Consider the following 26,576-nt stretch of genomic DNA (forward strand, 5'->3'; position numbering starts at 1 on the left):
TTTTTTGGTATTCTCCATTGTGGCTGAGAACATTGGCGTAGCTGTTTAGAGTTATGACATTATCAGGTTCGAGTTGTAAAGCTTTCTCAAAAGTTGATATGGTTTTTTGGTATTCTCCATTGTGGCTGAGAACATTGGCGTAGCTGTTTAGAGTTATGACATTATCAGGTTCGAGTTGTAAAGCTTTCTCAAAAGTTGATATGGCTTTTTGGTATTCTTCATTTTGGCTGAGAACATTGGCGTAGCTGGCTAGAGTTCTGGCGTTATTAGGTTCGAGTTGTAGTGCTTTCTCAAAAGTTGATATGGCTTTTTGGTATTCTTCATTTTGGCTGAGAACATTGGCGTAGCTGGCTAGAGTTCTGGCATTATTAGGTTCGAGTTGTAATAATTTCTCAAAAGTTGATATGGCTTTTTGGTATTCTCCATTGTGGCTGAGAACATTGGCGTAGCTGTTTAGAGTTATGACATTATTAGGTTCGAGTTGTAAAGCTTTCTCAAAAGTTGATATGGCTTTTTGGTATTCTCCATTTTGGCTGAGAACATTGGCGTAGCTGGCTAAAGTTCTGGCGTTATTAGGTTCGAGTTGTAATAATTTCTCAAAAGTTGATATGGCTTTTTGGTATTCTCCATTGTGGCTGAGAACATTGGCGTAGCTGTTTAGAGTTATGACATTATTAGGTTCGAGTTGTAAAGCTTTCTCATAAGCTGATATGGCTTTTTGGTATTCTCCAGTTTGGCTGAGAATATTGGCGTAGCTGGCTAGAGTTCTGACATTTGAATCGTCAAAAATTATAAAATAGTTTGAAATGTATTTTAAGACATTATGAAAACAATCAATATATTTATTATTATTATTATTATTATGGTTTATTTTGTCTCTTTGTTTACATTTAATGTTGAATTCATTGAGTATTTTATTTGCAAACTTTTTTTTCTGTTCTTCATTCAGGTGTAAATTACTAAAAAACTGGATAGCATTTTCCGGCTTGCCTGCTTCTGCTAAACACATTACATAAATACACTGAGTAGGAAAATGTTCTGGTTTTTTATTTAAAGCCTGCTCTATTACTAAAATTGCCTTTTCGTATTCTTGAGCTAAAATTAGAGCATTTCCATAGGATCTTAGTAGTTCAAGGTTTACGTCTTCTTTGAGGATAAGAGCCTTCTCAAACTGATCAATTGCATCCTGTATCATGCCTATTTCTAGAAACCGCTTACCACAAGATGTTATATTTTCTAGAGAATTCGGCTCTAGTTTTGCCGCCTTGTGAATGTATATCGCGGCTTCTTTATATCTTTTTAGTTTCGTTAAAGCATCACTGTATCTGCGTAAAGTTTTGCAATCATTTGGACAAACTTTCAGTATTTCTTGATAAATTTCAATGGAAGGATCATATTTTTTTGACTGAATTAAACTTTTAACCTTACTCTCAAGCTCATCTGACTTCAAGTAGAGGTCAAAAATTGTATAGAATACATTAAGCTCTTTAATAATTAAAACCTTTTGCATCAACCACTTTGTCATTAGTTCTATCCTGATTACAATGAAGATAACACTGTCAAATCAAAAGGTAGGCTGGATAGCCTACCCATATTTAATATTCTACTAATTTAACAGAGATTATTCGACGCCTTCGATGCGATCTTCAATCTCCTGATACAACTCGCGCAGACGATCTAAATTGCTGTCATCTGTCTCCCAATATCCCCGTCCATTCGCTTCTAATAACGTTGTTACCATGCGACGGAAAGAATGAGGATTGAGGTTCAACAAACGCTGTTGCATCGCCTCATCTTTGATGAAGGTTTCATTGGTTTCTTCATACACCCAATTATCAACAGCACCCGCAGTTGCACTCCATCCCACCGTATTAACGAGGCGTTTTGATAACTCACGAACCCCCTCATAACCGTGAGATAACATCCCTTCATACCACTTGGGATTTAACATTTTTGTCCGCGCATCTAACCGCACGGTTTCTGATAGGGTGCGAACCTGGGCATTTGCAGTGGTGGTATCGGCAATATACGCCGCAGGTTTCTTCCCATCTTTGCGTAAACTGCTGATCACTTTTGTTGGATCAGAGTCGAAATAATGGGAAACATCCGTTAAACTAATCTCGGAAGAATCCAAGTTTTGGAAAGTAACTTCTGCGGTTTTTAACGCCGATTCAAACACTTGGCGGTTATCATCCATCATGCCGGGATTATCCGAATTAAACGCAAAAGATTTGCGCTTCAGATACATTTCTTGCAGTTCTTCTTCAGATTCCCAAGTGCTATTTTCAACCGCTAAGTTGATATTAGAAGAATAGGAACCGGACGCATTAGAAAACACCCGAGTTGCCGCTTGACGCAAATTAATTCCCAATTCTTCCGCCTGTACTAAAGCGTGTTTGCGAACAAAATTCATCTCTAACGGTTCATCAGCTTCTGCTGCCATTTTCACCGCTTTATCTAACAAATTCATCTGATTGATGAACAAGTCGCGGAACACGCCGGAACAGTTAATTACCACATCAATACGCGGACGCCCTAATTCTTCTAGGGGAATTAACTCGAGTTTATTAACCCGTCCTAACGCATCGGGAACAGGTTTAACGCCTACCATCCACATCACTTGGGCGAGGGATTCTCCGTAGGTTTTAATATTATCTGTTCCCCACAATACGACTGCAATAGTTTCGGGATAATTACCGCCATTTTCTATTTTTTGACGGGCAATTAATCGTTCCACAACAATCGCCGCAGACTTCACCGCAGCAGCCGTTGGAATGGACTGGGGATCGAGGGCGTGCATATTTTTACCCGTCGGTAAAACACCCGGATTCCGAATCGGATCGCCTCCTGGCCCTGGGAGAATATATTCCCCTTCTAATGCCCGTAATAATGCCCCTAATTCGTTATCTGCACAAACTTGTTGTAAGCAGAATTCCAAATATTCAAACAGGGGTTTGAGGGCTTCGGTGTCTACTTTTGTATAGCCAAATTGATGCAAGGCTTCGATCCAGGGTTCTTTTTTACCCATGTTGAAGAAGTTGAGTTTAGAAACTTTAGAAACTCGTCCTTCAGCATCGGTTTTTTCTTGAACTAACGCGGCAATTGCTGCCCTTGAAGCTTCAGTTATATTCTGCAATAATTCCACATCGGCTAAGATGCCATTGTCATTATTGCGATAAATTTCTTCGAGGTTGCGGTTAATACTATCAGCGATAATATGCGGCAAACTCAACAGCCCCTCTTCTTCGCGATCTAAACTGGCAATATTAACTAAAGTTGCGATCGCTTCTTCTGCGGTGGGAGGCTTGCCAATAACGTGTAAACCACAAGGCAATAAACGCGACTCAATTTCCATCAAGCGGCGATACACTTGCCCAACTACATTATCCCGTTCTTCTGCGGAAAGTTCAGCCGCATCACATTCGGGTAAATTCACATCTTGATCGAGGTTAACTGTCCGAGATTTTTCGATAATGGTGTTGACAATTTGCACTCCTCGCCCACTATCTTTTAACGTTTGATAGGAACCAATTAACTCGTTTAATTCCTGCAAACCTTTGTACAAACCGGCATTTTCCGCAGCAGGCGTTAAATAAGAAATAGTAGCAGCATAACTGCGGCGTTTAGCAATGGTTGCTTCACTGGGATTATTGGCAGCATAATAATAGATATTCGGAATGGTGCCAATTAAATTATCGGGGTAACATTCGCCCGACATTCCCATCTGTTTTCCGGGCATAAATTCTAACGATCCGTGTGTTCCGAAATGCAGCACGGCATCGGCTTGCCAAACCTGTTCTAAATAGGTGTAATAAGCGGCAAAACCATGATGAGGACTCGCGGAACGAGAGAACAACAACCGCATCGGATCGCCTTCATATCCAAAAGTTGGTTGTACGCCAATAAACAGATTTCCAAACTGTTTTCCGTAGATGAGTAAATTCTCGCCATCGGTGTTTAAATGCCCTGGAGGTGGTCCCCAATTTTCGTTCAACCGTTCATAATAAGGGGTTAAACGTTCGTATTGTTCCACCGACATTCGATAGGCAACATTCAATTCTGGGCTTTGATATTGGGCGGTGGCGTCGTGGATGACTTCTTGCATTAATTGTTCGGCAGACTCCGGTAATTCCGGGAGATCATAACCGTTATTTTTTAACGCTTGCATCACTTCATAAATGGAACCAAATACATCTAAATAAGCTGCGGTTCCAACGTTTCCTTTATCGGGCGGGAAACTAAAAATGGTGATGGCAATTTTCTTCTCAAGTTTGGGTTTTTTCCGCAGGTTTGCCCATTTCATTGCCCGTTGGGCGATCGCTTCGATCCGATCTTGCAGGGCGATCGCTTTTCCTGTTGCCCCATCTCGCCCTGAGACGATAATGGGTTCAATGGCGCCATCCAACTCAGGAATGGCAATTTGTAACGCCACCTGGATCGGGTGTAAGCCTAAGTCGCTGCCTTCCCATTCTTCGGTGGTTTGGAAGACAAGCGGTAACGCCACCATGTAGGGACAGTTGAGGCGTTTTAACGAGTCTATCGCTTTTGGGTGATCTTGACGAGCCGGGCCGCCAACCAGGGCAAACCCGGTTAGGGAAACAACGGTATCGACTAAGGGCTGGGGTTGAATGCCTTTCGGGGGGGTATCCCAGAAATATTCATCGACGGGTTTGGAGAAGTCTAAACCGCCTGCAAACACGGGAATAACGCGGGCGCCCATCGCTTCAATTTCCTGTACCATTGCCACATAATGGGCGTCATCTCCTGTGACTAAATGGGTGCGTTGTAAGACTAAACCAACGCAAGGGGCGAGGGGATCTTTTTGATCTTCGCTAATATCATCTCGGCTGTTATACCACTGCAAATATTCGGTGGCATTTTCATACATTTTCGGGGCTAAAGGATGCCAAATTCCCATATCGGGATAAACGACGGGATCGGCATATTTAAACTCACTATTTTTGAAGACGTATTTATCCGCTAACATTAACAGGAAGTTCTCCAAGTTTTCGGAAGAACCGCCTAGCCAATATTGGAAAGACATCATAAAATTACGAGCATCCTGCGCCTTCTCAATGGGCATATATTTGAGAACTTTCGGCAGGGTTCGCAATAGTTTTAACATTCCGTCTTGGAAGGAAGAACCGGATTTTTCCTTCCGTTTTTTCATAAATTGAGCGATCGCGCTTTTGCTTTGTCCCAGTTGCGCCATTGAAAAGCTACCCATTTTATTCAGGCGCATCACTTGGGGCATAGACGGGAAAACCACCGCCACATCTAGGTTATCGCGATGGGGAGTAACGGCTTCTACGACTTTTTCAGCTAAATCTTCAATGAAAATCAGGGAAGCAATAAAGATATTGGCTTCGGCGATGTCTTTTTTTAAGTCTTCATAGTTTTTGGGGTTTCTCAATTCTTCAATCAAATAACCACTGATTTCTATAGCGACATGGGGGTTATTTTTATTGATAGAACGCACCGCCGCAGATAATGCGCTTTGATATTGTGCTTCTAACACAACATAGACGACTTTGAGGAGTGATCGTCCATTCAAATTATCGGGTTTGATGTGTCTAACAGTGGGATTAACGTATGTAAACATATAAATCTTGCAGTCCCTTTGAGTCGGCTTTCTTTAAATTGAAAAGGTCAGGCTTGGCTGAAAATTGAAACAGATCTCGTGGAAGAAATGTAAGCATAAATGGGATCATCAGTCAATCCCTTTAGCTTACATTGGGATGTGCCGATTGCTGTTTCTGGGTTCGGGTGCTTGGGATTAGAAACCTTCAGTGTTGGATTTCTCCTCAACTTTTGCAGTTTCTTAATGGCCACTTTTGCAGATGGAATAAAAGATTAGGGGCATCCCAAAGCGCAGTATTGCCTATTTTTATCCGATTGCATCCAATGGCACTATGAGTATTGTTAGCAGAAAACGTTAACTTGAAACCCTTTTTCGCCGGAACTGACATAATTCGACAAGAAAATCTAAATTTTTCTTAACAAAACTTGACATTTTGTGAGTGATTACTCTAAGGATTAGATAACAAAAATTAACTTGACAAAAAAATAAAAATATGTATTAAACTCAAAAGAGATGTAAGATCGCCCCGAAAAACGCTTTCAAATTGCAACTTATTTGCAATAAAATCTCAAGGGGGAATTTTGAACAGTGATTGGTCATAGATGATCGCAAAAGTAAGATGTGGTAAAATCCGATTGGCGATGTCAACTCCTAGACCGTTAGGATTACTGCTGAGTTTATGTTTGTTGTTGACTGCTCATTTTTCAGTCAGAGAAACCTTCGCCCAAACACCGACAAATAACAGTTACACCCAAGCGGAAAGTCTCTACCAAGATGCTTTACAGCTTTTTCGACAGGGAAATGCCTCAGCCTTTCAACAAGCGCTAAAAAAGTTAGAAGCGGCATTGATTTTATGGCAAAATCTTAATGAACCGCTATGGGAAGCTAACACCTTATTAGCGATCGGGCGCATTGACTTTGCATTAGGAAATCAATCAAAAGCGCTAAATGATTACCATCAAGCGTTAACTGTACTTGAACCTCTGAGTTTAACGTCTCCTAGCGATGATGTTCTTTATATTAAAGCAACGATACTGAATAATATTGGTTCGGTTTATGATGTTTTGGGAGAACAACAAAAGGCTTTAGAGTATTATACTCAAGCTTTAACACTTAGACAGCAACTTCAAGATACAGTCGGAGTTGCGACAACCCTCAACAATCTGGGTTTAGTTTACAATAATTTGGGAGAATTTGAACGCTCCTTAACTTCTCTTAATCAAGCTTTATCTATCTTAAAAACTTCAGAAAATCAAGTCGCCCTCGCCACCACACTTAATAATATTGGCAGCGTTTATGATAATTTGGGCGACAGACAAAAAGCGATAGATTATTATAATCAAGCCCTATCTTTAATTAAACCATTGGGCGATCGCAATGGGGAAGTGACTCTGATTAATAATATTGCAAAAATCTATGACGCTTGGGGAGAAAAACAAAAAGCCCTAGATTATTTTAATCAAGCCCTAGAGATTTTAAAAACCACTGGAAACCGTCAGGGAGAAGCGATTATTTTCAGTAATCTCGGTTTTTTGTATGACTCTTTAGGCGATCGCAAAACTGCGATAAACTATTACAATCAAGCCTTAGTAATTGCTAGAGAAGTCAGTCATCGGTTAACCGAAGCGACAGCGTTAAATAATCTGGGTTTAGCTTATGATGGGTTGGGAGAAACCGAAACCGCCCTCGACTATTATCATCAAGCGTTACCCCTGTTAGTTGAAATGGGAAACCGTAACGGAGAAGCGGGAATTCTCAACAATATTGGCACCCTTTACGACAATCAAAACCAACACCAAAAAGCCTTAGAATATTATAACAAAGCTTTGCCGTTATTTCAAGCCACAGGCAACCGTTCGGGAGAAGCAACCACACTTACAAATATCGGTGAAGTTTACGACGATCTCGGAGAAAACCAGAAAGCCATCAACTATTACAATCAAGCTTTATTATTAAGGCGGGAAGTTGGGGATGTTAGCGGGGAAGCAGCGACACTTTATAACTTAGCAACCGCCCAACGAAAGCAGGGTAATTTGACAGAAGCTTTGGCAAATATTGAAGCCTCATTGAAACGGGTTGAAGAATTACGGGGAAAGATTGCCAGTTCAGACTTAAGAACCTCTTATTTTGCCTCAATACAAGATTTATACCAGTTTTATATTGATTTATTGATGCAATTCCATCAGCAAAACCCGACTCAAGGTTACGATGGTAAAGCGTTACACGCCAGCGAGCGCTCTCGGGCGAGAACGTTATTAGAAATTTTGACAGAAGCGAATATCGATATTCGTCAGGGCGTAGAACCCCAACTGTTACAACAAGAAAGAACCCTACAAATACAGCTTAACCGTTTAGAAAAACAACGCCTACAACTCGCAAACAGTAACGCCAGTCAAGCCCAAAAATCAGCCGTACAAAAACAGATCGATCAATTATTACAAGATTATCGCCAACTGACTGAAAAAATTCGCAGCAGTAACCCCAACTATGCCGCCCTAACCCAACCTCAACCCCTCACCTTAGAACAAATTCAACAACAGATTCTCGACGAAGAAACAATTTTGTTACAATATGCTTTAGGAAAAGAACGCAGTTATGTTTGGGTGGTTAGCAAAAGTAAAATTAGCAGTTATCAACTCCCGGAACGCAGCAAAATAGAAACCGCAGTTCGTAATTTTATTTTAGCACTTCCCTACCAAGAAAGAGCCAACCGCATTGTCAACACCGCCAATGTTTTAAGTGAATTAATTCTGCAACCCGTAGCGACGGAGTTGGATAAAAAACGCCTCTTAATTGTGGCAGATGGGGCGTTACAATATGTTCCCTTTTCGGCGTTAACGTTAACCCCAGAAAATTATCAACCGTTAATTTTGCAACATGAAATTATCAATCTCCCCTCGGCTTCAACGCTGGCTATTATTCGCCAACAAACCCAAAACCGCCAACCCGCTACAAAAACAATTGCAATTTTAGCCGATCCTGTCTTTAGTTTAGACGATGAACGCCTCAAACAACAATCAACCTCTCAACCCGAAAATTTACCCGTAGAAATTCAACAACTATCTCGGGCGGCGTCTGAAGTCGGAATAAACTGGCAACGACTACTGGGAACTCGCCGAGAAGCTGAGACTATTATATCATTAATTCCCGAAAAAGAACGGAGTCAAGTGTTTGATTTTCAAGCCAGTCGAGAAGCGGCTATTAACCCTCAATTAGCCAATTATCAAATTATTCATTTTGCGACTCATGGCTTTGCAAACAGCGAAAATCCGGCGTTATCGGGGTTAGTCATGTCATTGGTTGATGAAAGGGGAAATTGGCAAAATGGCTATCTGCGACTCAATGATATTTTTAACCTCAATTTACCCGCCGAATTAGTTGTATTAAGTGCTTGTCAAACGGCTTTAGGTGCTAATATTCGGGGTGAAGGTTTAGTCAGTTTAACCCGAGGGTTTATGTATGCGGGTACACCGAGAGTCATGGCAAGTTTGTGGTATGTTGATGATGCGGCGACTGCTGATTTAATGTCAAAGTTTTATACAAAATTATTACAAGAAAAGTTATCTCCCCTGGCAGCATTAAGATCCGCACAAATAGAAATGTGGCAAACTCAACAATGGAATTCTCCCTATTATTGGGCTGCGTTTACCCTTCAGGGCGACTGGAAGTAAACCAAAAACCCCGCTTCTCTTCCTCCTTGTTCTTAATCTACTTATATTCAGTATTTTCACTAGCCTGTATTTTACTAATAGATACAAATCAATATAAAAAAGTTCAGTAATCACACGATTGCCGAAAGTTGAGAATAGAGCTAGACTGCAATTATAAATAGGTTTCTCTGCGAATGCTTCTGACAATATCTTTGGAGTAGCTATATGAATCAACAGAAACACTTACTCTACAAGGGTTCTATCAAGAAAACATCTTTGATAGCAACCTTATTATTTACAACTTTACCAATAATGGCAGGTTGCTCATTTTTTGATCGATCATCAACTGCAAGTTCTCTCATAGAATCTTCTGGTTCTGTAGTTTCTCCTACATCTACAACAGCCGTGTCTTCAACTGTATTATCAGAGGAAGTTTCACCCATTGATAAACAACCAGACTCATTCAAAAAAGCTTTAGAAACAGCAATGAAAGCTGCTGTTAACGTTCAAACTGCTGAATCGATGGCTGATTGGAATATAGTTACTACCCAATGGGAGGAGGCAATTAATTTACTGAAGATCGTGCCAAAATTGAGTGAAAACTATAGTGTCGCTCAAAGTAAAATAACTGAATATCAGCGAAATTTAGATTACGCCAAAAATAAAGTTGCTTTATTAGATCCCTTGAATCAAGCAATGAATAAAGCTCAAAGTGCTGCTAACTTAACCCAAACTGCGAAATCATACGATCAATGGAATCAAGTTTATAGTGGCTGGAAAGATGCGATTAGCTTACTTGAAAACCTGCCAGAATCTCATCAAAAAAGCGACTTTGCTCAACAGAAAATAACAGAATATCAGAGTAACTTAGATTATGCTAAACAACAGATGACTCGTACCGATCCGTTTGTATCTGGAACGAATAAAGCAGAAGAAGCTGTTCTGCTTCAACCGAATGCAGTTTTAGAAGCTGATTGGAATGAAGTAGCAAATTGTTGGCAAAAAGCGATCACACTCCTGAAAACTGTTTCTCAAACTCATCCTCAATATCAAACAGCTAGTCAGAAAATTACGGAGTATCAGCAAAATCTATCCTATGCCCAAAAGCAAGCCAACCTAATGCGACAGGCGACTGTAGCTGTAATGCAAAATTCACTACCTGTATCATCACCACAGTCACCACCTTCAAGTCCTACTCAACAGTCTGTCAAGCCTCAAGTATCAAATTCTGCCCAACAACCTACTAATAATCCACAACCATCAAATCCACCAACTTCTCCTCAACCGCAACCTGTATCGGGTTCAGCGACAGACTTTATGAATGCCTATTTGAACGATATTGTAAACAAGGGTAGTTATGGCTATGGATATTGGTGTAAAAGCTCGGAAATTTTAAGTAGTCGTTTATTTTCCCCAAGAAATTTTCAAGTTTTGGATGTAAATGAGTATGACAATGGAAATTCAGCTTCAGCAACAGTGAGAATAGACTCTAGCAATAAAGGAGGTATGCCTATTACTCAAAACTGGAGGTTCTATTTAGACAAAGAAACCGATCCGAGCGCCGTCGAAGGCTTACCCGGTGGTTGGTGTATAGCGCTTATGTTTGACAGTTAGCCTATAATCATACCAAGTTCGTATTAAAACAAAGGCGTTCCAATGGAACGTCTTTTTCAACTATTTAAAATTTATAATTTATAACTAGAATTCAGCGATCTGCTTTAAACTTGCTTCCATTAAGCCTTTTGTTTGACCCGAAATACTATAAACCAACGCTTCTCGATAAACCCGTTGGGCGTGATGTTGGCTTAAATTCGCCGCCCCACTGGATGCAATAACCGCCCCATGACTGCAACGAACCGCTAAATTAATCGCCCAAGCCCTGAGTTGATATTTTTCCGCCAAACTTAGAGAAGGATTTTCTTGTGCTTGCTGAATTTTTGTCCGACATTGATTGAGTTCTTCCATTAATATATTAACAGTTTCCTGAATAAAAGTAAACCCTTTTTTCTGAAAAGTTGTTTCTAGAATATCCAGCCCCGCCCTCGCACATCCCAACGCAAAAAAACTCGCTTTCAAAGCATTTTTCTCATCGTTTTCCGCTATCCAACCCGCAGCTTTAATAGAAACGACTTTTTCTTCAGGTAAAAACCATTGCGTTAAACTCGCGGTAACAGTATTTGTAGACGTCATTGCACACAAAGACATCGGGGAACTGAGTTTAATTTCACCCGGCGAAGTGTTTAGATTTTCTAACGGAACTAAACCAAAAACCGCCCGTCCATCGGGTAAAGTTGCGGCGATAATAAACTCTTGAAAAATAGTCCATCCCGTTACCCAAGGAACCTCGCCATTAATTTCATATCCGCCCGAAACTTCTTTAGCAATAATTGTCGGTTTCCCACTCCGTCTAAGCTGAGAAAAACCTACCCCAACTGTTATTTTTCCATAACTCATGTCAGGAAGATAAGCATCTTTAAGTGCAGAATTTGAACTCTGCATTAACATTCCGGCTGCACTTTGATGTTGAGTTTGTAGAAACGCTAACGCCCCCGAATATCGGGCAATAAGTTCTTGAAATTGAGCAAAATCTTCCGCACTCACTTGTTTTCCGCCCCACTGTTGGGGAACTCGTAAAGCCAACACGCCCAAATTTCCTAACCCTTCAAAAGCTTGTTGAAGTCGGCTAGAAGAACTATCAATTTCATTGGCAATAGAAGCAACGGAAGTTTGTAAGTAGACTTCGGTTTGTTGGAGAAAATCAGACACGTTTGATACCTATATAATCAGCTATTCCTTATGTTGTGACGCAAAACGCCCGAAATTGCAAGCCCAGACAACACGATCTCAATTTATTATTGATTTGAACTAACGTCCTCAGACTTTGCTATAAAGTAGGTTGGGTTAAACGAAGTGCAACCCAACACATCCATAGAAAAAGGGAAACAATAATGTTGGGTTTCGTTACCTCAACCTAACCTACAAAATTGGCGATCGCGATTGGTAGAGGCAATAAAAAGTAGGTTGGGTTAAACGAAGTGCAACCCAACAAATCCATAGAAACAAAGAAAAGATAATGTTGGGTTTCGTTGCCTCAACCTAACCTACAAAATTGGCGATCGCGATTGGTAGAGGCAATAAAAAGTAGGTTGGGTTAAACGAAGTGCAACCCAACAAATCCATAGAAAAAGGGAGAAGATAATGTTGGGTTTCGTTGCCTCAACCCAACCTACAAAATTGGCGATCGCGATTGCTAGAGGGAATAAAAAGTAGGTTGGGTTAAACGAAGTGCAACCCAACACATCCATATAAACAAAGAAAAGATAATGTTGGGTTTCGTTGCCTCAACCCAACCTACAAGATTGGCGCTACGATTAACACAAATCTCTTTAAGTGTTTCAAAGCTCGATCATGCAGATTAAAGTCGAAGTTTCAGATGAATTGGCGATGCGGTTAAGTTCATTGCAAGAGCAGTTACCACAAATTTTAGAACTAGGTTTGCGGGAATGGAGTGCGGATGTTCAATCTGGATTTTCTGGATTAGCAGATGTATTGGAATTCTTGGCAAACCTTCCCACCCCAGAGGAAATTTTGGCGTTGAAGCCGTCGGAAGCATTACAACAACATATCAACAATTTGCTGGAAAAAAATAGAACAGTTGGGTTGACGCCTGAAGAGGAACGTTCGTGGCAACAATATGAATATGTTGAACATTTGGTGCGGGTGGCTAAGGCGAAAGCATTGCTGAAACTTAAGGAAGCTAAAGAATGAGCAAGGCTGATGTTTCTGCTGCTCTCAGACGCTTGGTTTGCGATCGCGCTGATTTTGCTTGTGAGTATTGTTTGATTCCAGAAATTTCTGTTTTTGTACCCCATGAAATCGATCATATCATTGCGGAAAAGCACGGTGGACAAACGAACGAAAATAATTTGGCGTTGGCTTGTACAATCTGCAACAAATACAAAGGGAGCGATCTGGCTTCAATCGATCCCAGGAATGGGGAAATTGTGAGGTTGTATCATCCTCGCCGCGATCGCTGGCGGGATCATTTTAAGTTAGAAAAAGGCGAAATTATTCCGTTAACTGCGATTGGACGAGTGACAGTAAAATTGTTACAGATAAATCGTCCCGAGCGAGTTGAAGAGCGGAAGTTACTGTCACAAGCAAATATTTTGAATGTTCCAGAATCCTAATTTTCCTATAAAAAGTAGGTTGGGTTAAACGAAGTGCAACCCAACACATCCACCTAAAAAGGGAAAAGATAATGTTGGGTTTCGTTACCTCCACCCAGCCTACAAAATTGGCTTAAATCTGCTTCAATGGACTAATTACATCCACAAACCGACATCTGACCCCAAATCGTAGTTGTCCACTGACCGCTCCAAGTTCCCCCTGCTGCTGTACAGACCGCAGGGCATATAAGTTGTGCATCGTTATTGTTCCAGATTGGGCCAGCAGGAACATCAACACTTGGAGTAATGCCAGACACAACGCTGATTTTCGCCGTGCTAACGTTTCTAATGATTGGTTGAGATTGTATTGGAAGTTTCATTTTGTTTCTCCTGTTTTCAAGGTTAGATTTTTAGTTCTGAGATGTAACCAAATACGTCCTGTGAATTCATGGGAAGTATTTGGCTCGTGTGAGATAGTTCATGACGGTTCCCCTTTTGGGATTGAGTTAGCTCGCGATCGACCAAGAACGGACTCTACCAATAGAGACAGGAATCACATCGCTAACATCAACCGTGAATCGGTAGACTTTTCCTGCTCTACGACTATCCTGTAAATTAAAAAATTGCAGTTTCACATCGTAGCAATCGGAATCAGGGCGACAGATCGGACTCTTTTCCACCGTAATGGTGTCCAGCCCAATATCATTAGCCGTGCCTGTAGACATCACTTCTGCGATCTGGAAAGCGTTGGTAGCAGAGAAGTTTAGCGCCCGTTCCTGGGGAGTCACTCCGAGATTACGGAATTCATAATAGATACGCTCCAAATATTCTCGAATCTTGTTGCGATAGTTTTCTTCTGAAGGTCCTGCTGGATAAGCTTGTGTTAAATTTTCAATTAATGCTGCAACCGACCATCCATACATCCCTCGCACATCTGGGACGATGACAGGAACCGTTTGACCCGAAAGCAGCTTTATACTGCCCCTCACATACCCTGGAATCGAAACTCGCTCGATATTTTCGTCGCGCAGGAAGGCGCGCAGTCGCTCATAAACAACATTGGCATACGCACCCATCGGCACGATTGCGTAGATAGGTGTAGTATCCAGATTGACAGTCCAAATAAGCGATTGTGCCGCCCAAGGGTTCTGTTCGAGATAGTCTAGCAGATTCATACCTGCTGGTATGGCTTGCATAAACGAATCTTGACGGGCTTGAGTCCCGAAATCAGTTCCTAGTTCTCCCAGAACATATGCTAGTGGAATTTGTGGAATTTGTTTCGCTTCACTTCCTTCGCTTGCTTCACTCTTTCCACCACAAGTAGCGCATTCAGAAGGAGCCACAGTTTGTACACCCGTTGTTAAAGGTTGCGGCATAGATTGTTCTAAACTGAGGTTAAACATCTCACTCGGTTGCAGTTGTGGGTTCATATTGTCAGCGTCACTCGGTTGCATCATAACGTTCTCTAGTTTCTCGTTTGACACTTGTTTGATTTCTCCTTTTGTAATGAGGGCGTAAGCCCCAGGAATATTAAGAGTTCCAACTAGACAGCGACGGCTATCTAAACCCTTTGCTTGGTTGCAAGGCAAGGCACTCTCAAGGATGGCATCGCGGATAGCATGGGGATCAGGGTTTTCCCCTCGTTGCACTTGAATACTGAGCAACAAAGCCACAATACCCGACACGATGGGAGTCGCAAAGCTAGTCCCCGTTTTAGCCGCAGTGCCACCACCAGGGATGGCGCCCAAGACGTTTTCCCCCAGAGCGAGGATGCCTTGGTTTTGGTAAACCTCGCCCCAATTACTAAACCCGATGGGATTTCCTTGAGCATCCATTGCCCCCACTGCCAGTACCGACTCAAGCGCAGCCGGAACATGAAGACATTCGCAGCCATCATTGCCCACAGCCGCCACAATCAGAACGTTGTTTTCTTGGCACAAACGCACTGCATTTTCCAGCAATTTGTCAGATTCAGCCGATGCAGCCAACTGACCGCCACTAATGTTAATGACATTGGCTCCCTGCTCAACTGCTTGCGTAATCGCTCGTGCGAGGTCTATCTGGGAACAAGGGGCAAGTTCTCCTTCTCTCCCATTTGTAAACACAGGTACGATTAAGCCTCGACAATGAGGTGCAATACCGTGAACAGGACTATCGTGTTGACCAAAGATTATGCTGGCAACATGAGTTCCATGTTGAGATGCAGAACCTCGATCAGCGACACCAGAAACCAAGGTTGGAAGCCAAGTAAGATTAGCTCCGTCAAAGCAAGGGTGAGACTGGTCAACGGGTCCGTCAAGTACCGCAACGCATACGTCAGGAACGCCAACAGATTTATCCCAAAGAGATTTCAGATGGGGCAATGTTGTCATCTAGATGCCCTTGAAAATAAATTTAGATCCCGCTCTGGACGTTATCAGAGGACATGAGGTAAAGGTTTTCATCTGTAAGTAATAACCACGCATTTTCGGGATAACTCGTCATGCTACTTTTTATACCTCCATCTCGGGAGAGCCGAAACTCTATGAATATTTCTAGCTCGAACAAAAACCTATAACCAGCGAACTTTGTGAACTTAAGCAGGAAACTTTACTTCTAACTTTACCAAAACACCTCTAATACCACATCCACAAGACTTCTGAGGTGATCGCACCCCTTGACAACCGTGTAACATTGGTTAAGTTTGATGTCTAAAGTATCAAACTTTCTAGAAGCGTCTATCTACTGCCTAAGACCAATTGACCTGAATCTATTTATTCGCTGTAAAGTATCAATCTTTCTTGAAGAATTGATCTACTTTTTTTTGTTTATCATCCTTCACACATCTACTTATGCCTACCCTCAAACAACGACGAAGAAAGGTTGCCATTCTAACTCAGCAAGGATTTCAAAAACTCCGAACCGCACAGTCCCAAACCGACCTTTGGAACGATTTCACCAAATCCTGCACGTTGGAAGTCCTCAGCGAACAAACCGGACTATCAACCCACACTCTTAGCAAACTTCACGCCCGAAAAAAGGGGGTTGATTTAAAAACTTTGGTGCGCTATTTTAACGGATTTAACCTAACTTTAGAATCGGATGATTATATGTCTCCGATAGGAGATGAAGAAACAACTATACTTGTCCCCTCTACCCCCGAAAACGAAGCGTTAGTCACAGCATCTCTTCCCCAAAATAATCTGGTGAGTTGGGGTCTAGCGCCCGATGTTTCAGTGTTCTGTGGTCGCCGGACAGAATTGGAAACTTTGCAGCAATGGGTTCTAGAAAATCGCTGTCGTTTAATCACGCTTTTCGGCATAGTTGGCATCGGTAAAACCTGGTTGGCGACCAAGTTAGCAGAACAAATACAACCGGAATTCAAGTTCGTGGTTTGGCGGAGTCTTCAACCGATATCCCGATCGCATTCTCCCTTACCTTTTACCCATTTTATCGATGATTTGATTGACCATCTCACTAACGATTCCCACTCAAAAATTCCAGAGAATATCAATACTAAGATCCGGAAATTGATGGATATTTTGAGACAGAAACGCTGTTTATTGATATTGGATAACGTTGAATCTGTTCTGCAAAATTATACCCCAAAAACAGCTTCGAGAAATGATTCTGATTATGAAGCCTACAGTCAACTCCTAAAACACTTAGCACAGGCACAACATCAAAGCTGTGTGATACTAACCAGTCGAGTCGAACCCACAGAAATTCAACCCTTTATTGGTGAAAATTTAGGAGTTCATTCTTTATGTGTGCAGGGTTTACAGGTTGCAGATATCCGACAGATGTTGAGTGCTAAAGGTAAATTTCAAGGAACGGATGACGAATGGAAGCACTTGATTGAGTATTACGATGGCAATCCTTTGATTATTGGCATTTTTGCCACAACCATTCAGCATTTTTTTGATAGCAGTCTCACCAATTTCTTCGCCAATAATACCCTAATTGATGAAAATATTGGTGAGCTATTAGACGAACAGTTGAGCGCTTTATCCGTACCCGCACAACAAATCATCAAAGTTTTGGCAACTCAAAATGCACCCCTTTCTTTTTCCCAGTTGCGATCGCATCTCGCCCCCTCGCTTTCAGGAAATACTCTGTTAGGAACGTTAGAATTTCTCAAAGCGCGATCGCTCATATATACAACATCGGCAGTTTTTTCTCTACATCCCTTGATCGTTAATTATTTCACAAGTTAATTCGTTTGTAACTGCGCCCCTAACGTTTTAACAATGGGATAATTGGCGATCGCTTTATTCACTTTCTCCAGTCTTTTGACAGAAACAGGTTTCCATGCTAAAAAATGTAAGCGTAGTGAACAACTTACATCTATGAAGCTAAAGGTTGTGCTTGAACCCAGTGAAGAGGGAGGATACACTGTCTTTGTTCCTTCTCTTCCCGGTTGCATTAGTGAAGGCGAAAATATTAGTGATGCCCTCTCCAATATTCAGGAAGCAATTGAGTTATATCTTGAACCTACTGAAGACAGCTTGAGTTTGAATTTAGAGTATTTTCTAGAACTACTCTAGTTTTGAGTATTTAATTCGTTTGTAACTGCGCCCCTAACGTTTTACCAATGCGATCGCGGGTTAACTCCAAATGCGCCAACGTGTAAGCATCCATGCGATTATTATGCTTTTCTAACGTCCGATCTAAAACGGCTTGTAACTGCTTCAACTGATACCAAGCTAAGGTCAACGCATCTTCAGGAACATTTACCTCTCGCAGTACAATTTGAGTCAATAAATTCAAGTATTCCCGTTGTAATGAACGCCGAATTCCTGAAATTTTAATGTCTTTTTCCGATTGGAATACTTCCGTCCAAATACTATTTTGCAACACCTCAAATAATTCGGGCATTGTTAGCGTATTTTGCGAGGGATTTTTCAGTTCTAAATCTCGTAAGCGCACCAAACGAGTTGGTGCTAGAATTTCTTCTAAAATCGATTTCTGTAACCGCAAAATGCGATCACCAATTCGATATTCTAAGGTCGAATCAGCATCAGGATTCCCCCAGTCTTGCCAACGCGAAGGCGCTAATTGATTGAGTAAACGAGGCGAAAACTGAAACGCATCTTCAGAAAAGATATATTTCTGCAATAGTGTTAACGCTTCACGCTGTTTATTAACCGGAATTGGTTCAAAGGGTAATCGGCTATTTGCATCACCAACACGGCTGCGATTAAAAGATTGACCGCCAATATAAAGAACCATATTTTCGGCATTATTTTGATAGTAACCAAAGACCGTTTCAAACATCCGACGAACTTGATCATATCCCTCACCCGCAGTAGGAGAATGGCTTTCTAAACCCTTCCACATGGCGATCGCATTATCGAGTTGCCACTGTGAATATTGCAGCATATTATTACTCAAATCAAACACATTTGCAGCCGGATCAAGAAATACCCCCCAATAGTCTTCATCGGTTGCAAAAGCCAGTTCCGGTTCACCCGATCGTTGAGCAATATCTTCTAGGGCTTGTCCTTGGGCGTAGAGACTATTTCCTGTAATGGCTGTGTAACCATATTCAATTGCCCATTGATCATAGGGACCAATCATCATCGGAAAATAATCGCCTTGAGTTTCTCCTTTGGGAGCCAAATTAACCGGAACATAATCCATTACTGATCCAACTAATCCCAAACTGTGCGTAATATTTGTATCATGCAACTGTTCAGGTGCAAGTAACGTGCTACCCTGAAAATTGTGTCTGAGTCCTAATGTATGACCAACTTCATGGGCGACAAGAAAGCTCAAATATTGCTGAACATAGTCTTTGATTTCGGAACTATTTTCATTCACACCATTCAACAATGACATCGCCATTGCACCAACCGCTAACTGACGGTTTGACTCAAAGCCAAAACATAAATGTTCTGAAGAAAAATCCGGGGATACATTTGAGTGTGAAGCGGAAGTTAGCCTTGCTAGAGATGCCCTTCCCAAATTACAAGGATTCTGATTCATCTGCGTGGCATTGTTTTGTTGATTCTGATCAATCAAAACGCTAATTCCCTCATAAAACTTAGCAACAGCATTACTTTCAACCATAATATCTGCATCTAAGATTTGTCCAGTTAAAGGATTAACATGAGAGGGACCGTATCCACTGAACCCCGGTTGAAACGAAGTAGACCAACGAATCGTATTGTAACGAACATCTGCGGGGTCCCAATCTGCATCATCGGGCATTTGTTCAACTTGAATTGCATCTTTAAATCCCGCTTTTTCAAAAGCTGCATTCCACATTAATACCCCCTGACGAATCGCCTCCCGATATTCAAAGGGAACTGTATTTTCAATCCAAAAAACAATCGGTTTAACCGGAGTAGAAATCGCCGCATTCGGATCACTTTTTTGTAAATTCCAGCGATTAATATAACGCACAATAGAAGATCGATGACTCGAGTTAGAAATATCTTTGTAGATACTCGTAAAATATCCGACTCGTTCATCAGCCAGACGCGGTTGATAACTTTCTTCGCTGGGAACTTCCAGAAAACTATAACGAACATTCAGGTTAAAGGATCGGCTATCAGGAAGCGAAGATAGACCTCTCCGCATACTTCCGGGATTTTCTGAAAAGCCAAATACTGACTCTATCTCAATATTTAAAGGAAAGGCTTGAACTTGATTGATATAGGATTTTTCCGGATCAATACTGTAGTTAGAACTGAGAAAACTTGAGAAGGAATTAGCCAGATTGGAAAGATCGCGCTCGCTCGTGAGAACACTACTCAAATCAATCAGAATGGTTTTCCGTTCGGGATGAATGCTAATAATCGGCAGGGAATACAGAACAGAATCACTCACCGAACGATTAACAGAACGGCTTTGTGGATCATTCGGTTGGGTTCTAAAATTAATATTGGGAACCACAAGCTGCACTTTATTATTCTGACGCCGCCACTGAAATACAAACTCATTTAAATTCAATCCCCGAAAGATTCCCGCTTGACCAATTCCTGAGTCTAAGCTGATAAAACACAGGTAATTTTTATTCAATTGTTCTGGCGTCAGTTCTAAATAAACTTTGCCAGTTTTTTGATGGTGATAAAGGGTCAATAATCCTTCGATTTTTTGACTATTTTGAACAGCTTGCTCGAAGGGTTGCTCATTGGCTTGTTCCTGAGCAAGCAGCCAGGACGGGGGTTCATTGGTGGCGTGTATGGCATTAATCGGTAGTCCTGATAGAAGTAAGGTTAGCAAGATCGACAAGCTAAACAGAGCGAAAAATAGCTTAACTTTTGTCATTCCTAAGACTTGAATTGAGTGGTGGTTGAGGGTAGTTTTCCGGGAGTTGAGAAATCCCAAAATATAGCGCTTCGCGCTAGGCAAGAGGCAAAAGGCAAAAGGCAAAAGGCAAAAGGCAACAGGAAGTTTAAAACCTCTCTCAGTAAACGTTTGAGAGTTTCTCAATTTCATCAATTTGTCAATACACCAGTGCGACCTACTGTAAAAGCACAGCTCTATAACATTTTGGCCTTGATTGATATTGACAATTCTAACTCGCGATCGCTTAACGTCCCAACTCTCAACGACTCGGCCAGGGAATTTGTTGCTTTTCAGCCAGTCGTTCAGCAACCGCCGCCGCGCCATATTGGTTTAAGTGGCTCGGATCAGAGTAATATTCATAGGTTTGCAACCACTCCAAACCCAAATCAATAAAAATCAGCCCCGTTTCGCTCTCCATTTGCTGCATATGTTCTTGAAACTTTTTTTCATAAGCCATGCGAACAGAGTCGAGATAATCTTGAGTCAGAGGCATATTCACAAAAACAATCTCGACTTGCTGAGACTGCACATATTCCACTAACTTTTTCAAAGCGTTCGTTTGAACACCACTGAGTTCAAAGCCTTGATAGTCGCTATCGTAGTAACCCGAGACTTGAGAATACTTCTGATAATAAGTTTTGGGGTCAAACCGAATAGATAGGGGAAGAAAGCCATTCTTTCCAAGCTGGGGAGTCTCATTCATCGAATAATCTTCTGCATCGGGAACATCTGGAAGCGCTTGGGGTTGTTGGCTGAGAGTTCTATTATTCACCACGAACAGCAAAAACCGCTTCAGTCGATCTCGTTGAGCATAAGAAGCCGAAATCTCGATCAATTGTTGATCAAACCATTGCTGCACTTGTTTAACTACCGTCGAGGGATTTTGACTGAACTCCCGTAAAGTCAACAGCGTTTGCTGGAAATCCGAAGAAGAATTGAGTTGTCGAGTCGGAATTCTAAACGTTCCTTGAGCAATTTGTTGATATCCGGGTGACGCCGCCAACGCTTCGTAAGTGCGATCGCTACGACCACTATTGAGCGCCCGCACACCATCAGCGACAATCACTAACTTCGGCAGTTGTTCGTCCGGTAAAATGCGCCGCACTAACAACTCTACCACCTGAGCCGTCGCCCCATTTACCCCGAAATTAAACACCTTGAGTTGGGGATAACCCTCTGCTGCTAAAGCTTGTTCTAAGACTTCCGGATCAATCCCCCGCAACGCCCGTGAACTCCCCACAATCAAAATATCAGGCGGGCGTTTTTCTCGAGCGATGAAATCTTGATAACGAGCCAGTTGTTCATCGAGTTGAGGACTATTAAACGAAGCATACAGCAGTTGAGACCGTTGACAAGACTCCTGATCCGAAACCGCTTGACAAGCATTCAGTTGAGTCGAACCCTTGTCAGATTTGGAAATAAATTCCGAGCGATTGAAAACCCCATCCTCCTCGGCAGATGAAGACGGAGAAGCCAGTTGTACAGCAGAAACCTCCTGAGACGTTGAGAGAGTTTCCGCCGGGGTAGAGGGCAAATAAACTTCTTCAGTCGCCCCATCAAACTGCGGGTTATTTTCCAAAAATTCACCCACCGCCCAGTCGATTTGAACGGCGACTAAGCAGCCTAAAGCACCCCAAACCAACGCTAACGCCGTTTTTGAGTATCGAGGCGTTTCCGAGGCATCAACGGGGACGAGAGCGCCAACACGAGTCGTAAACAGTCCAGTGCCGAGTAACCTCTGTTGTAGCCTCATCAAGAAAAAGAAAAGCGGATCGCTTCCTTGAAGTACAGACTCATTAGCCTCTAGTTCATCGGAGACGAGATCGGGTCGAAACACCAGTCCATCGGCTTGAGTGATTAAATCTTCACTCTCCGCTTCAGAAAAAGCATTGACTTGTTCATCGTTGGTTAGAATGCGCTGCGACAACGCCACTCCATAACGCCACAGGGGATGCTTTTGACCCGCCCGACGGCCATAAATTCGCACTCCGGCAATCTGATCAATCGGATGGCTACGGAGAAATTGCGCTAGAGGCGGGGCAACTTTCGACTGAGAGGGACAAGTGGGGGCTTCACTCATCACATGAAGCAGTTTTCCTTTGCGAAGCAGCATAACGCTGACTCCGCCTGTGGCTAATTTACTATCAAGATCTCGATTAACGAGTTGATTGAGGAGAAAGGTCAGGGCTTCGAGGTTTCCCTGTTGAGCTAAAGTCAGAGGATGGGGTTGTAAATCAGGATATTGACTCGCTGGGAGATTTAGCCAATCAATCCAAGCCGGAGAGTCGGGCTGGTTTTTGGGGTTTTGGCCCTCAACGCCATAAACCGTTGCAGCCAGAATGCCTTGAGGGGCAAGGGTTTCTAGGATGGGGGCGATCGCTGCCATCACCTTTTGTTTGGGGGCAGGGCGTTTACTGGATTTTTCGGCGGGAAGGTTTTCGGCAGTCAGGGCTTCACAAAACAGATGCAGAGTAGATTCTTTGAGAGTGGCGCGAACTTTGACATTTAACGCCTCTAATTTTTGATTGAGGAGACGAGCGATCGCCGCCTCAGAACCCCAACGCGCCCAATTTTTGAGGATTTGTAACGGCGGGGTGAGATCAATTCGCAGCATCCAGTCGGGCGTGGGTTCTCCCTGAACTTGCAGCAAAATACAAGCATCTCGAAAGTTTTCAAGCTGCAATTGTCGCAAGCGTTGGGCGATCGGTTCAGCCAACAGGGAGGGATCAGGGCTATAAGCCGACTCACAGCGCACCCACAACCGTCGCGTTAAGGGTGGGTTGAGGGATTCTGTTGGGGGAGAGGGACGGCGTTTTTTGGAGATTTCTTTAACGCTGACTTTGACGCTGACTCCCAAACTGCCGAGAATTTCACTGAGATAACTGGCGATCGCATCGGGATGACCCCGACGGGCTAGGGTTTCAGTCGAAACCGTGAGGGGAGCGCTAGGCGTTTCTATTTCACTGGGTTTTGTTTGGGTTGCAGTTGCTCTTGAGTTGGGTACAGTTGAGCTAAAAGAGTGATGTTCTGAGCTATCCTGGCTTGAGGTGAGCAAGTCTGAGGGGATTGTCGAAGTTTTTCGTTTACCGTTGCTTCCCAAGGGGGGAGAATCACTAATCTGACGCGGTGATTGATGGGGTTCTGCAACGGTTGTTTCTGGGGGGGTAGGCGTTGGGAAAACCGTCTCGAACTCTGGGAGTTCGTTGGGTTTTGAGTTTTCCTCGAAGACTGACTCGGGTTCGGTTTCTGTTGCAAGTTCGGTTGCTTCTATCGATTCAACAGCATGATTATTCGGGCTACGATGAGTGAAAATTCCGCTCAGTGTTTCCAAGACTGATTTTCGCCCAATCGCCGAAGCTTGGGAAGCCTCTTGCGCCTCCTCTGTCACCTTTTGAGGATTATATTCCAGTTTTACCGTCCACTCCGGGCGTTTAGCCTCGGGTAGACGCCCACAGAGAAACACCTTGTAAACGGTTGGGGCATCAGCAGGGAGTAACTTCTCCAGGTTGGTTTGTGCCAGTGCTGCCGAAAACTGAGACACCGCTATTTTTTCGCTCGGACAGGGTGAGGCTTCACACAAGACATGGAGGTGATTGCCCCGCAAACGAACTTGCACCCGAACCTCTGACAGTCCGATTGCTTTTTCTGTCCATTGTGTTAGTGTTGACCAATCTTTCGCCAAGACGCTCCCAATTGTATTAAACTCAACCCACGATTTTTTCTTTAGATGATACCCTGCTAGAGTTGACATCCTCCCCTACCTAAAGGCTTCGGGGATTCCGGCCCTAACCAAATAACCGAAGTTGCTTGACTAGACCATGGGTTGACGCTTCATCGGCTGCCACCAGCGAACTGGATTTACGCTGGCCTCCACGTCCGTTTAGAGTCTCGGACTGCCCGCCCGCGACTTGAATATTGAGGGCGGCATTGATGTCGCGATCATGAACCGCCCCACAATGGAGGCAAGTCCATTCCCGAACCTCTAACGGTTTCCTGCCGCCCAACTGTCCACAGGATGAACATCGCTGACTGGTCGGCTCCCAACGACTGATCACCTGGAAATCCCGTCCATAGCGGCTGGATTTACCTTCGACCATTTGTCGGAAGCCATACCACCCCGCATCAGCAATCGCCCGCGACAACAAGCGATTCTTGACCATTCCCGACACGTTGAGATCTTCGAGGACGATCGCTTGGTTCTCGCGAACGATCCGAGTTGACAGCTTGTGCAGGAAATCGGTTCGCTGGTCTTTGATTCGGGCATGGATTCGAGCCACTTTCCGACGAGCCAACTCCCGGCGATGACTCCCCTTGACCTTACGACTAAATATATTCTGAGCGCGACGTAACCGCCGTAAAGATTTAGCCAGGGGCTTGGGACTAATGATCTTTTCACCCGTCGAGAGGGTGGCGAAGGTGGTCAATCCCAGATCAATACCCACACCATCATTCAGGGCAGGCAAGCTGATCGGCTCCACCTCGCAAACAAAAGAAGCAAAATAGCGACCCCCTGCATCTTTGATGATCGCCACCGATGAGGGTTGCGATGGTAAATCACGAGACCACTTCACCCGAACGCAGCCAATCTTGGCCAGATAGACCGAATTGGGCTTGACTGAGAAGCCATTGGTCGTAAAGCGAATCGACTGAGTTGAATGCTTCTTTTTGAATTTGGGAAACCCGACCTTTCGTCCCTTACGTTCCCCTTTTAGGCTTTTAAAGAAATTCCTCAAAGCTTGAGAGGAATCACGCAAAGACTGAATTAATGGGTCACATCCCACTTCAGATAGCCAATGTCGCTCTTCAGTCAACTTGGCTTGGGTAATGACTCGCTTCTGTAGTTCAGTATCGTTGAGCTTCTCCCCCGATTTGTAAAGGTCTTGACGCAAACGAATGGCATCGTTGTAGACCACACGGGCGCAACCGAATGTTTTTGCCAGCATGAATCTTTGCGGGCGGTTGGGATAGATTCGGTAGCGATATCGTGCTTTCATACGGATAATTATAGCGAGCCATATTCCTTGTGCAAAAGCCGCCCTAGAAGGGCGGGGCTTGGGACCCATTTTTTTTGGTGAGAGTTGTAGATCTCAATTGCATTCTCAATTCGGGTTTTGCAGTGCAGCTCTTTGAGTTGATTGATCCGCCGTCCTGCCGCAGAGACTCCATCAATTGGGTTCACCCAGCACCGCACTTGAGCAACCGACACTCTACCGAGTCCATTTTGACATAATTGAGGGCGAGGTTGTCGAGCGAGGCTGGTTCCCAACTGATTCCCTGATGTCGGCTCCCTCAGCCCGATGGGATGAAAAATCTACTGTTAAAATTAATAGCAAAGAAATTTGTTAATGATCAGAGGAAATCGCTATGCAGTCTCGTTGGGAAAAACCATCTGAAGCTTCGAGTTCTAATTCTCATGGGTTTAAACTTCCGTCCGACTTGCTCTTGAGTGTGACAACTTCACCCTTTATACTGCTCCTGATTGGAAGTAAAGTTGTATCCGATACGATTTTAGAGATGAGTCGCAGTAGCGAAGCGGTCTTTCAGGGCGATCGCCTTCCTGTTCTCAATTTTCCCCATCAGACCCGTCAACAGTAGACAGTTTACCAAAAATTGCCGCACACGCCCCTACCTTCAGGTATGGGGATATAAGGCTCTTTCTAATGCTATAATAACTCTACTGGCAGGGTATTCAACCAGTTGAAAAACCCAGCATCTAATCGATGCAATTAACCTTGAAAACTTAAGGTATGGGGTTCTTGCAAGAAATGCTTTGGCCATATAAAACCTTAAAGCACCAAGTACAGAGAACAAAGCATTTTTTTCTCAAGTACGGTAGGGCATACCGAAACTATCTCTGAAATGGGATGAACGACTGGGGAGACTCACCCCTCTGGAGTAGGT

17 protein-coding genes are annotated in these 26,576 nt (G+C 43.1%); 7 read left to right on the plus strand and 10 right to left on the minus strand.

The window, feature by feature from the left end; all coding sequences use genetic code 11:
- Both WN50_RS27270 and WN50_RS27275 read right to left on the minus strand, forming a co-directional pair.
- A partial coding sequence (locus tag WN50_RS27270; protein WP_200906368.1) for a tetratricopeptide repeat protein occupies positions 1 to 1,525 on the minus strand: 1,525 nt, incomplete at its 3' end.
- 96 nt (positions 1,526 to 1,621) lie between these two features.
- The gene (locus WN50_RS27275; RefSeq protein ID WP_046281357.1) at positions 1,622 to 5,602 is read right to left on the minus strand and encodes a magnesium chelatase subunit H; all 3,981 of its coding nucleotides are present in this window, start codon (positions 5,600 to 5,602) and stop codon (positions 1,622 to 1,624) included.
- Positions 5,603 to 6,222: 620 nt separating this feature from the next.
- On the opposite strand from WN50_RS27275, the gene WN50_RS27280 reads away from it, so the two are divergent.
- On the plus strand, positions 6,223 to 9,252 hold the full coding sequence (locus WN50_RS27280) for a CHAT domain-containing tetratricopeptide repeat protein (protein ID WP_053221606.1): 3,030 nt from the start codon (positions 6,223 to 6,225) through the stop codon (positions 9,250 to 9,252).
- A 227-nt stretch (positions 9,253 to 9,479) separates the two neighbouring features.
- On the opposite strand, the gene WN50_RS27285 is transcribed toward WN50_RS27280, so the two are convergent.
- Positions 9,480 to 9,674: a hypothetical protein gene (locus WN50_RS27285; RefSeq protein ID WP_046281358.1), complete on the minus strand. Its 195-nt coding sequence runs from the start codon at positions 9,672 to 9,674 to the stop codon at positions 9,480 to 9,482.
- Between the two features lie 43 nt (positions 9,675 to 9,717).
- On the opposite strand from WN50_RS27285, the gene WN50_RS27290 reads away from it, so the two are divergent.
- Complete coding sequence (locus tag WN50_RS27290; protein ID WP_046281359.1) at positions 9,718 to 10,845, plus strand: hypothetical protein; 1,128 nt, start codon at positions 9,718 to 9,720, stop codon at positions 10,843 to 10,845.
- Between the two features lie 84 nt (positions 10,846 to 10,929).
- Here the strand turns inward: WN50_RS27290 and WN50_RS27295 are convergent, their stop codons facing one another.
- Positions 10,930 to 11,997 carry an acyl-CoA dehydrogenase family protein gene (locus WN50_RS27295; protein WP_046281360.1) on the minus strand — a complete coding sequence of 356 codons (1,068 nt, stop codon included), beginning with the start codon at positions 11,995 to 11,997 and terminating at the stop codon, positions 10,930 to 10,932.
- A 642-nt stretch (positions 11,998 to 12,639) separates the two neighbouring features.
- Between WN50_RS27295 and WN50_RS27300 the strand changes: the two genes are divergently transcribed.
- Together WN50_RS27300 and WN50_RS27305 are read left to right on the plus strand one after the other, a co-directional pair.
- Complete coding sequence (locus tag WN50_RS27300; RefSeq protein WP_046281361.1) at positions 12,640 to 12,999, plus strand: hypothetical protein; 360 nt, start codon at positions 12,640 to 12,642, stop codon at positions 12,997 to 12,999.
- Positions 12,996 to 13,421, plus strand: a complete 426-nt coding sequence (locus tag WN50_RS27305; protein ID WP_046281362.1) for an HNH endonuclease — start codon at positions 12,996 to 12,998, stop codon at positions 13,419 to 13,421. Before WN50_RS27300 ends, WN50_RS27305 begins: the two co-directional genes overlap by 4 nt.
- 131 nt (positions 13,422 to 13,552) lie before the next feature.
- Here WN50_RS27305 and WN50_RS27310 read toward each other — a convergent pair whose 3' ends face one another.
- Positions 13,553 to 13,780 carry a mannan-binding lectin gene (locus WN50_RS27310; RefSeq protein WP_046281363.1) on the minus strand — a complete coding sequence of 76 codons (228 nt, stop codon included), beginning with the start codon at positions 13,778 to 13,780 and terminating at the stop codon, positions 13,553 to 13,555.
- Positions 13,781 to 13,906: 126 nt separating this feature from the next.
- The gene (locus WN50_RS27315) at positions 13,907 to 15,772 is read right to left on the minus strand and encodes a PatA/PatG family cyanobactin maturation protease (RefSeq protein ID WP_046281364.1); all 1,866 of its coding nucleotides are present in this window, start codon (positions 15,770 to 15,772) and stop codon (positions 13,907 to 13,909) included.
- A gap of 459 nt (positions 15,773 to 16,231) precedes the next feature.
- Between WN50_RS27315 and WN50_RS27320 the strand changes: the two genes are divergently transcribed.
- Complete coding sequence (locus tag WN50_RS27320) at positions 16,232 to 17,596, plus strand: NB-ARC domain-containing protein (RefSeq protein WP_046281365.1); 1,365 nt, start codon at positions 16,232 to 16,234, stop codon at positions 17,594 to 17,596.
- On the opposite strand, the gene WN50_RS35050 is transcribed toward WN50_RS27320, so the two are convergent.
- Complete coding sequence (locus tag WN50_RS35050; protein ID WP_162490193.1) at positions 17,593 to 17,775, minus strand: hypothetical protein; 183 nt, start codon at positions 17,773 to 17,775, stop codon at positions 17,593 to 17,595. The genes WN50_RS27320 and WN50_RS35050 overlap by 4 nt on opposite strands.
- Between WN50_RS35050 and WN50_RS27325 the strand changes: the two genes are divergently transcribed.
- Entirely contained in the window at positions 17,729 to 17,926 is a 198-nt protein-coding gene (locus WN50_RS27325; protein WP_046281366.1) for a type II toxin-antitoxin system HicB family antitoxin, read from the plus strand. The genes WN50_RS35050 and WN50_RS27325 overlap by 47 nt on opposite strands.
- A gap of 10 nt (positions 17,927 to 17,936) precedes the next feature.
- Here the strand turns inward: WN50_RS27325 and WN50_RS27330 are convergent, their stop codons facing one another.
- The 3 genes from WN50_RS27330 to WN50_RS27340 form a co-directional block, all read right to left on the minus strand.
- A complete protein-coding gene (locus tag WN50_RS27330) occupies positions 17,937 to 20,654 on the minus strand; it encodes a zinc-dependent metalloprotease (protein ID WP_046281369.1) in 2,718 nt (905 codons plus the stop codon).
- Between the two features lie 280 nt (positions 20,655 to 20,934).
- The gene (locus WN50_RS27335) at positions 20,935 to 24,426 is read right to left on the minus strand and encodes a DUF1574 family protein (protein WP_049561347.1); all 3,492 of its coding nucleotides are present in this window, start codon (positions 24,424 to 24,426) and stop codon (positions 20,935 to 20,937) included.
- 34 nt (positions 24,427 to 24,460) lie between these two features.
- Entirely contained in the window at positions 24,461 to 25,669 is a 1,209-nt protein-coding gene (locus WN50_RS27340) for an RNA-guided endonuclease InsQ/TnpB family protein (protein ID WP_046281371.1), read from the minus strand.
- Positions 25,670 to 26,039: 370 nt separating this feature from the next.
- Between WN50_RS27340 and WN50_RS27350 the strand changes: the two genes are divergently transcribed.
- On the plus strand, positions 26,040 to 26,270 hold the full coding sequence (locus WN50_RS27350) for a hypothetical protein (protein WP_046281367.1): 231 nt from the start codon (positions 26,040 to 26,042) through the stop codon (positions 26,268 to 26,270).
- The last annotated feature ends 306 nt before the right edge of the window (positions 26,271 to 26,576 follow it).

The sequence above is a fragment of the Limnoraphis robusta CS-951 genome (assembly GCF_000972705.2).

Coding starts and splice junctions, on each gene's coding strand:
- WN50_RS27310 (WP_046281363.1), bottom strand. CDS start 13,780: ATGAAACTTCCAATACAATCTCAACCAATCATTAGAAACGTTAGCACG.
- WN50_RS27335 (WP_049561347.1), bottom strand. CDS start 24,426: ATGTCAACTCTAGCAGGGTATCATCTAAAGAAAAAATCGTGGGTTGAG.
- WN50_RS27280 (WP_053221606.1), top strand. CDS start 6,223: ATGTCAACTCCTAGACCGTTAGGATTACTGCTGAGTTTATGTTTGTTG.
- WN50_RS27340 (WP_046281371.1), bottom strand. CDS start 25,669: ATGAAAGCACGATATCGCTACCGAATCTATCCCAACCGCCCGCAAAGA.
- WN50_RS27305 (WP_046281362.1), top strand. CDS start 12,996: ATGAGCAAGGCTGATGTTTCTGCTGCTCTCAGACGCTTGGTTTGCGAT.
- WN50_RS27350 (WP_046281367.1), top strand. CDS start 26,040: ATGCAGTCTCGTTGGGAAAAACCATCTGAAGCTTCGAGTTCTAATTCT.
- WN50_RS27290 (WP_046281359.1), top strand. CDS start 9,718: ATGAAAGCTGCTGTTAACGTTCAAACTGCTGAATCGATGGCTGATTGG.
- WN50_RS27285 (WP_046281358.1), bottom strand. CDS start 9,674: ATGGGTGAAACTTCCTCTGATAATACAGTTGAAGACACGGCTGTTGTA.
- WN50_RS27325 (WP_046281366.1), top strand. CDS start 17,729: ATGAAGCTAAAGGTTGTGCTTGAACCCAGTGAAGAGGGAGGATACACT.
- WN50_RS27330 (WP_046281369.1), bottom strand. CDS start 20,654: ATGACAAAAGTTAAGCTATTTTTCGCTCTGTTTAGCTTGTCGATCTTG.
- WN50_RS27300 (WP_046281361.1), top strand. CDS start 12,640: ATGCAGATTAAAGTCGAAGTTTCAGATGAATTGGCGATGCGGTTAAGT.
- WN50_RS27275 (WP_046281357.1), bottom strand. CDS start 5,602: ATGTTTACATACGTTAATCCCACTGTTAGACACATCAAACCCGATAAT.
- WN50_RS27320 (WP_046281365.1), top strand. CDS start 16,232: ATGCCTACCCTCAAACAACGACGAAGAAAGGTTGCCATTCTAACTCAG.
- WN50_RS27315 (WP_046281364.1), bottom strand. CDS start 15,772: ATGACAACATTGCCCCATCTGAAATCTCTTTGGGATAAATCTGTTGGC.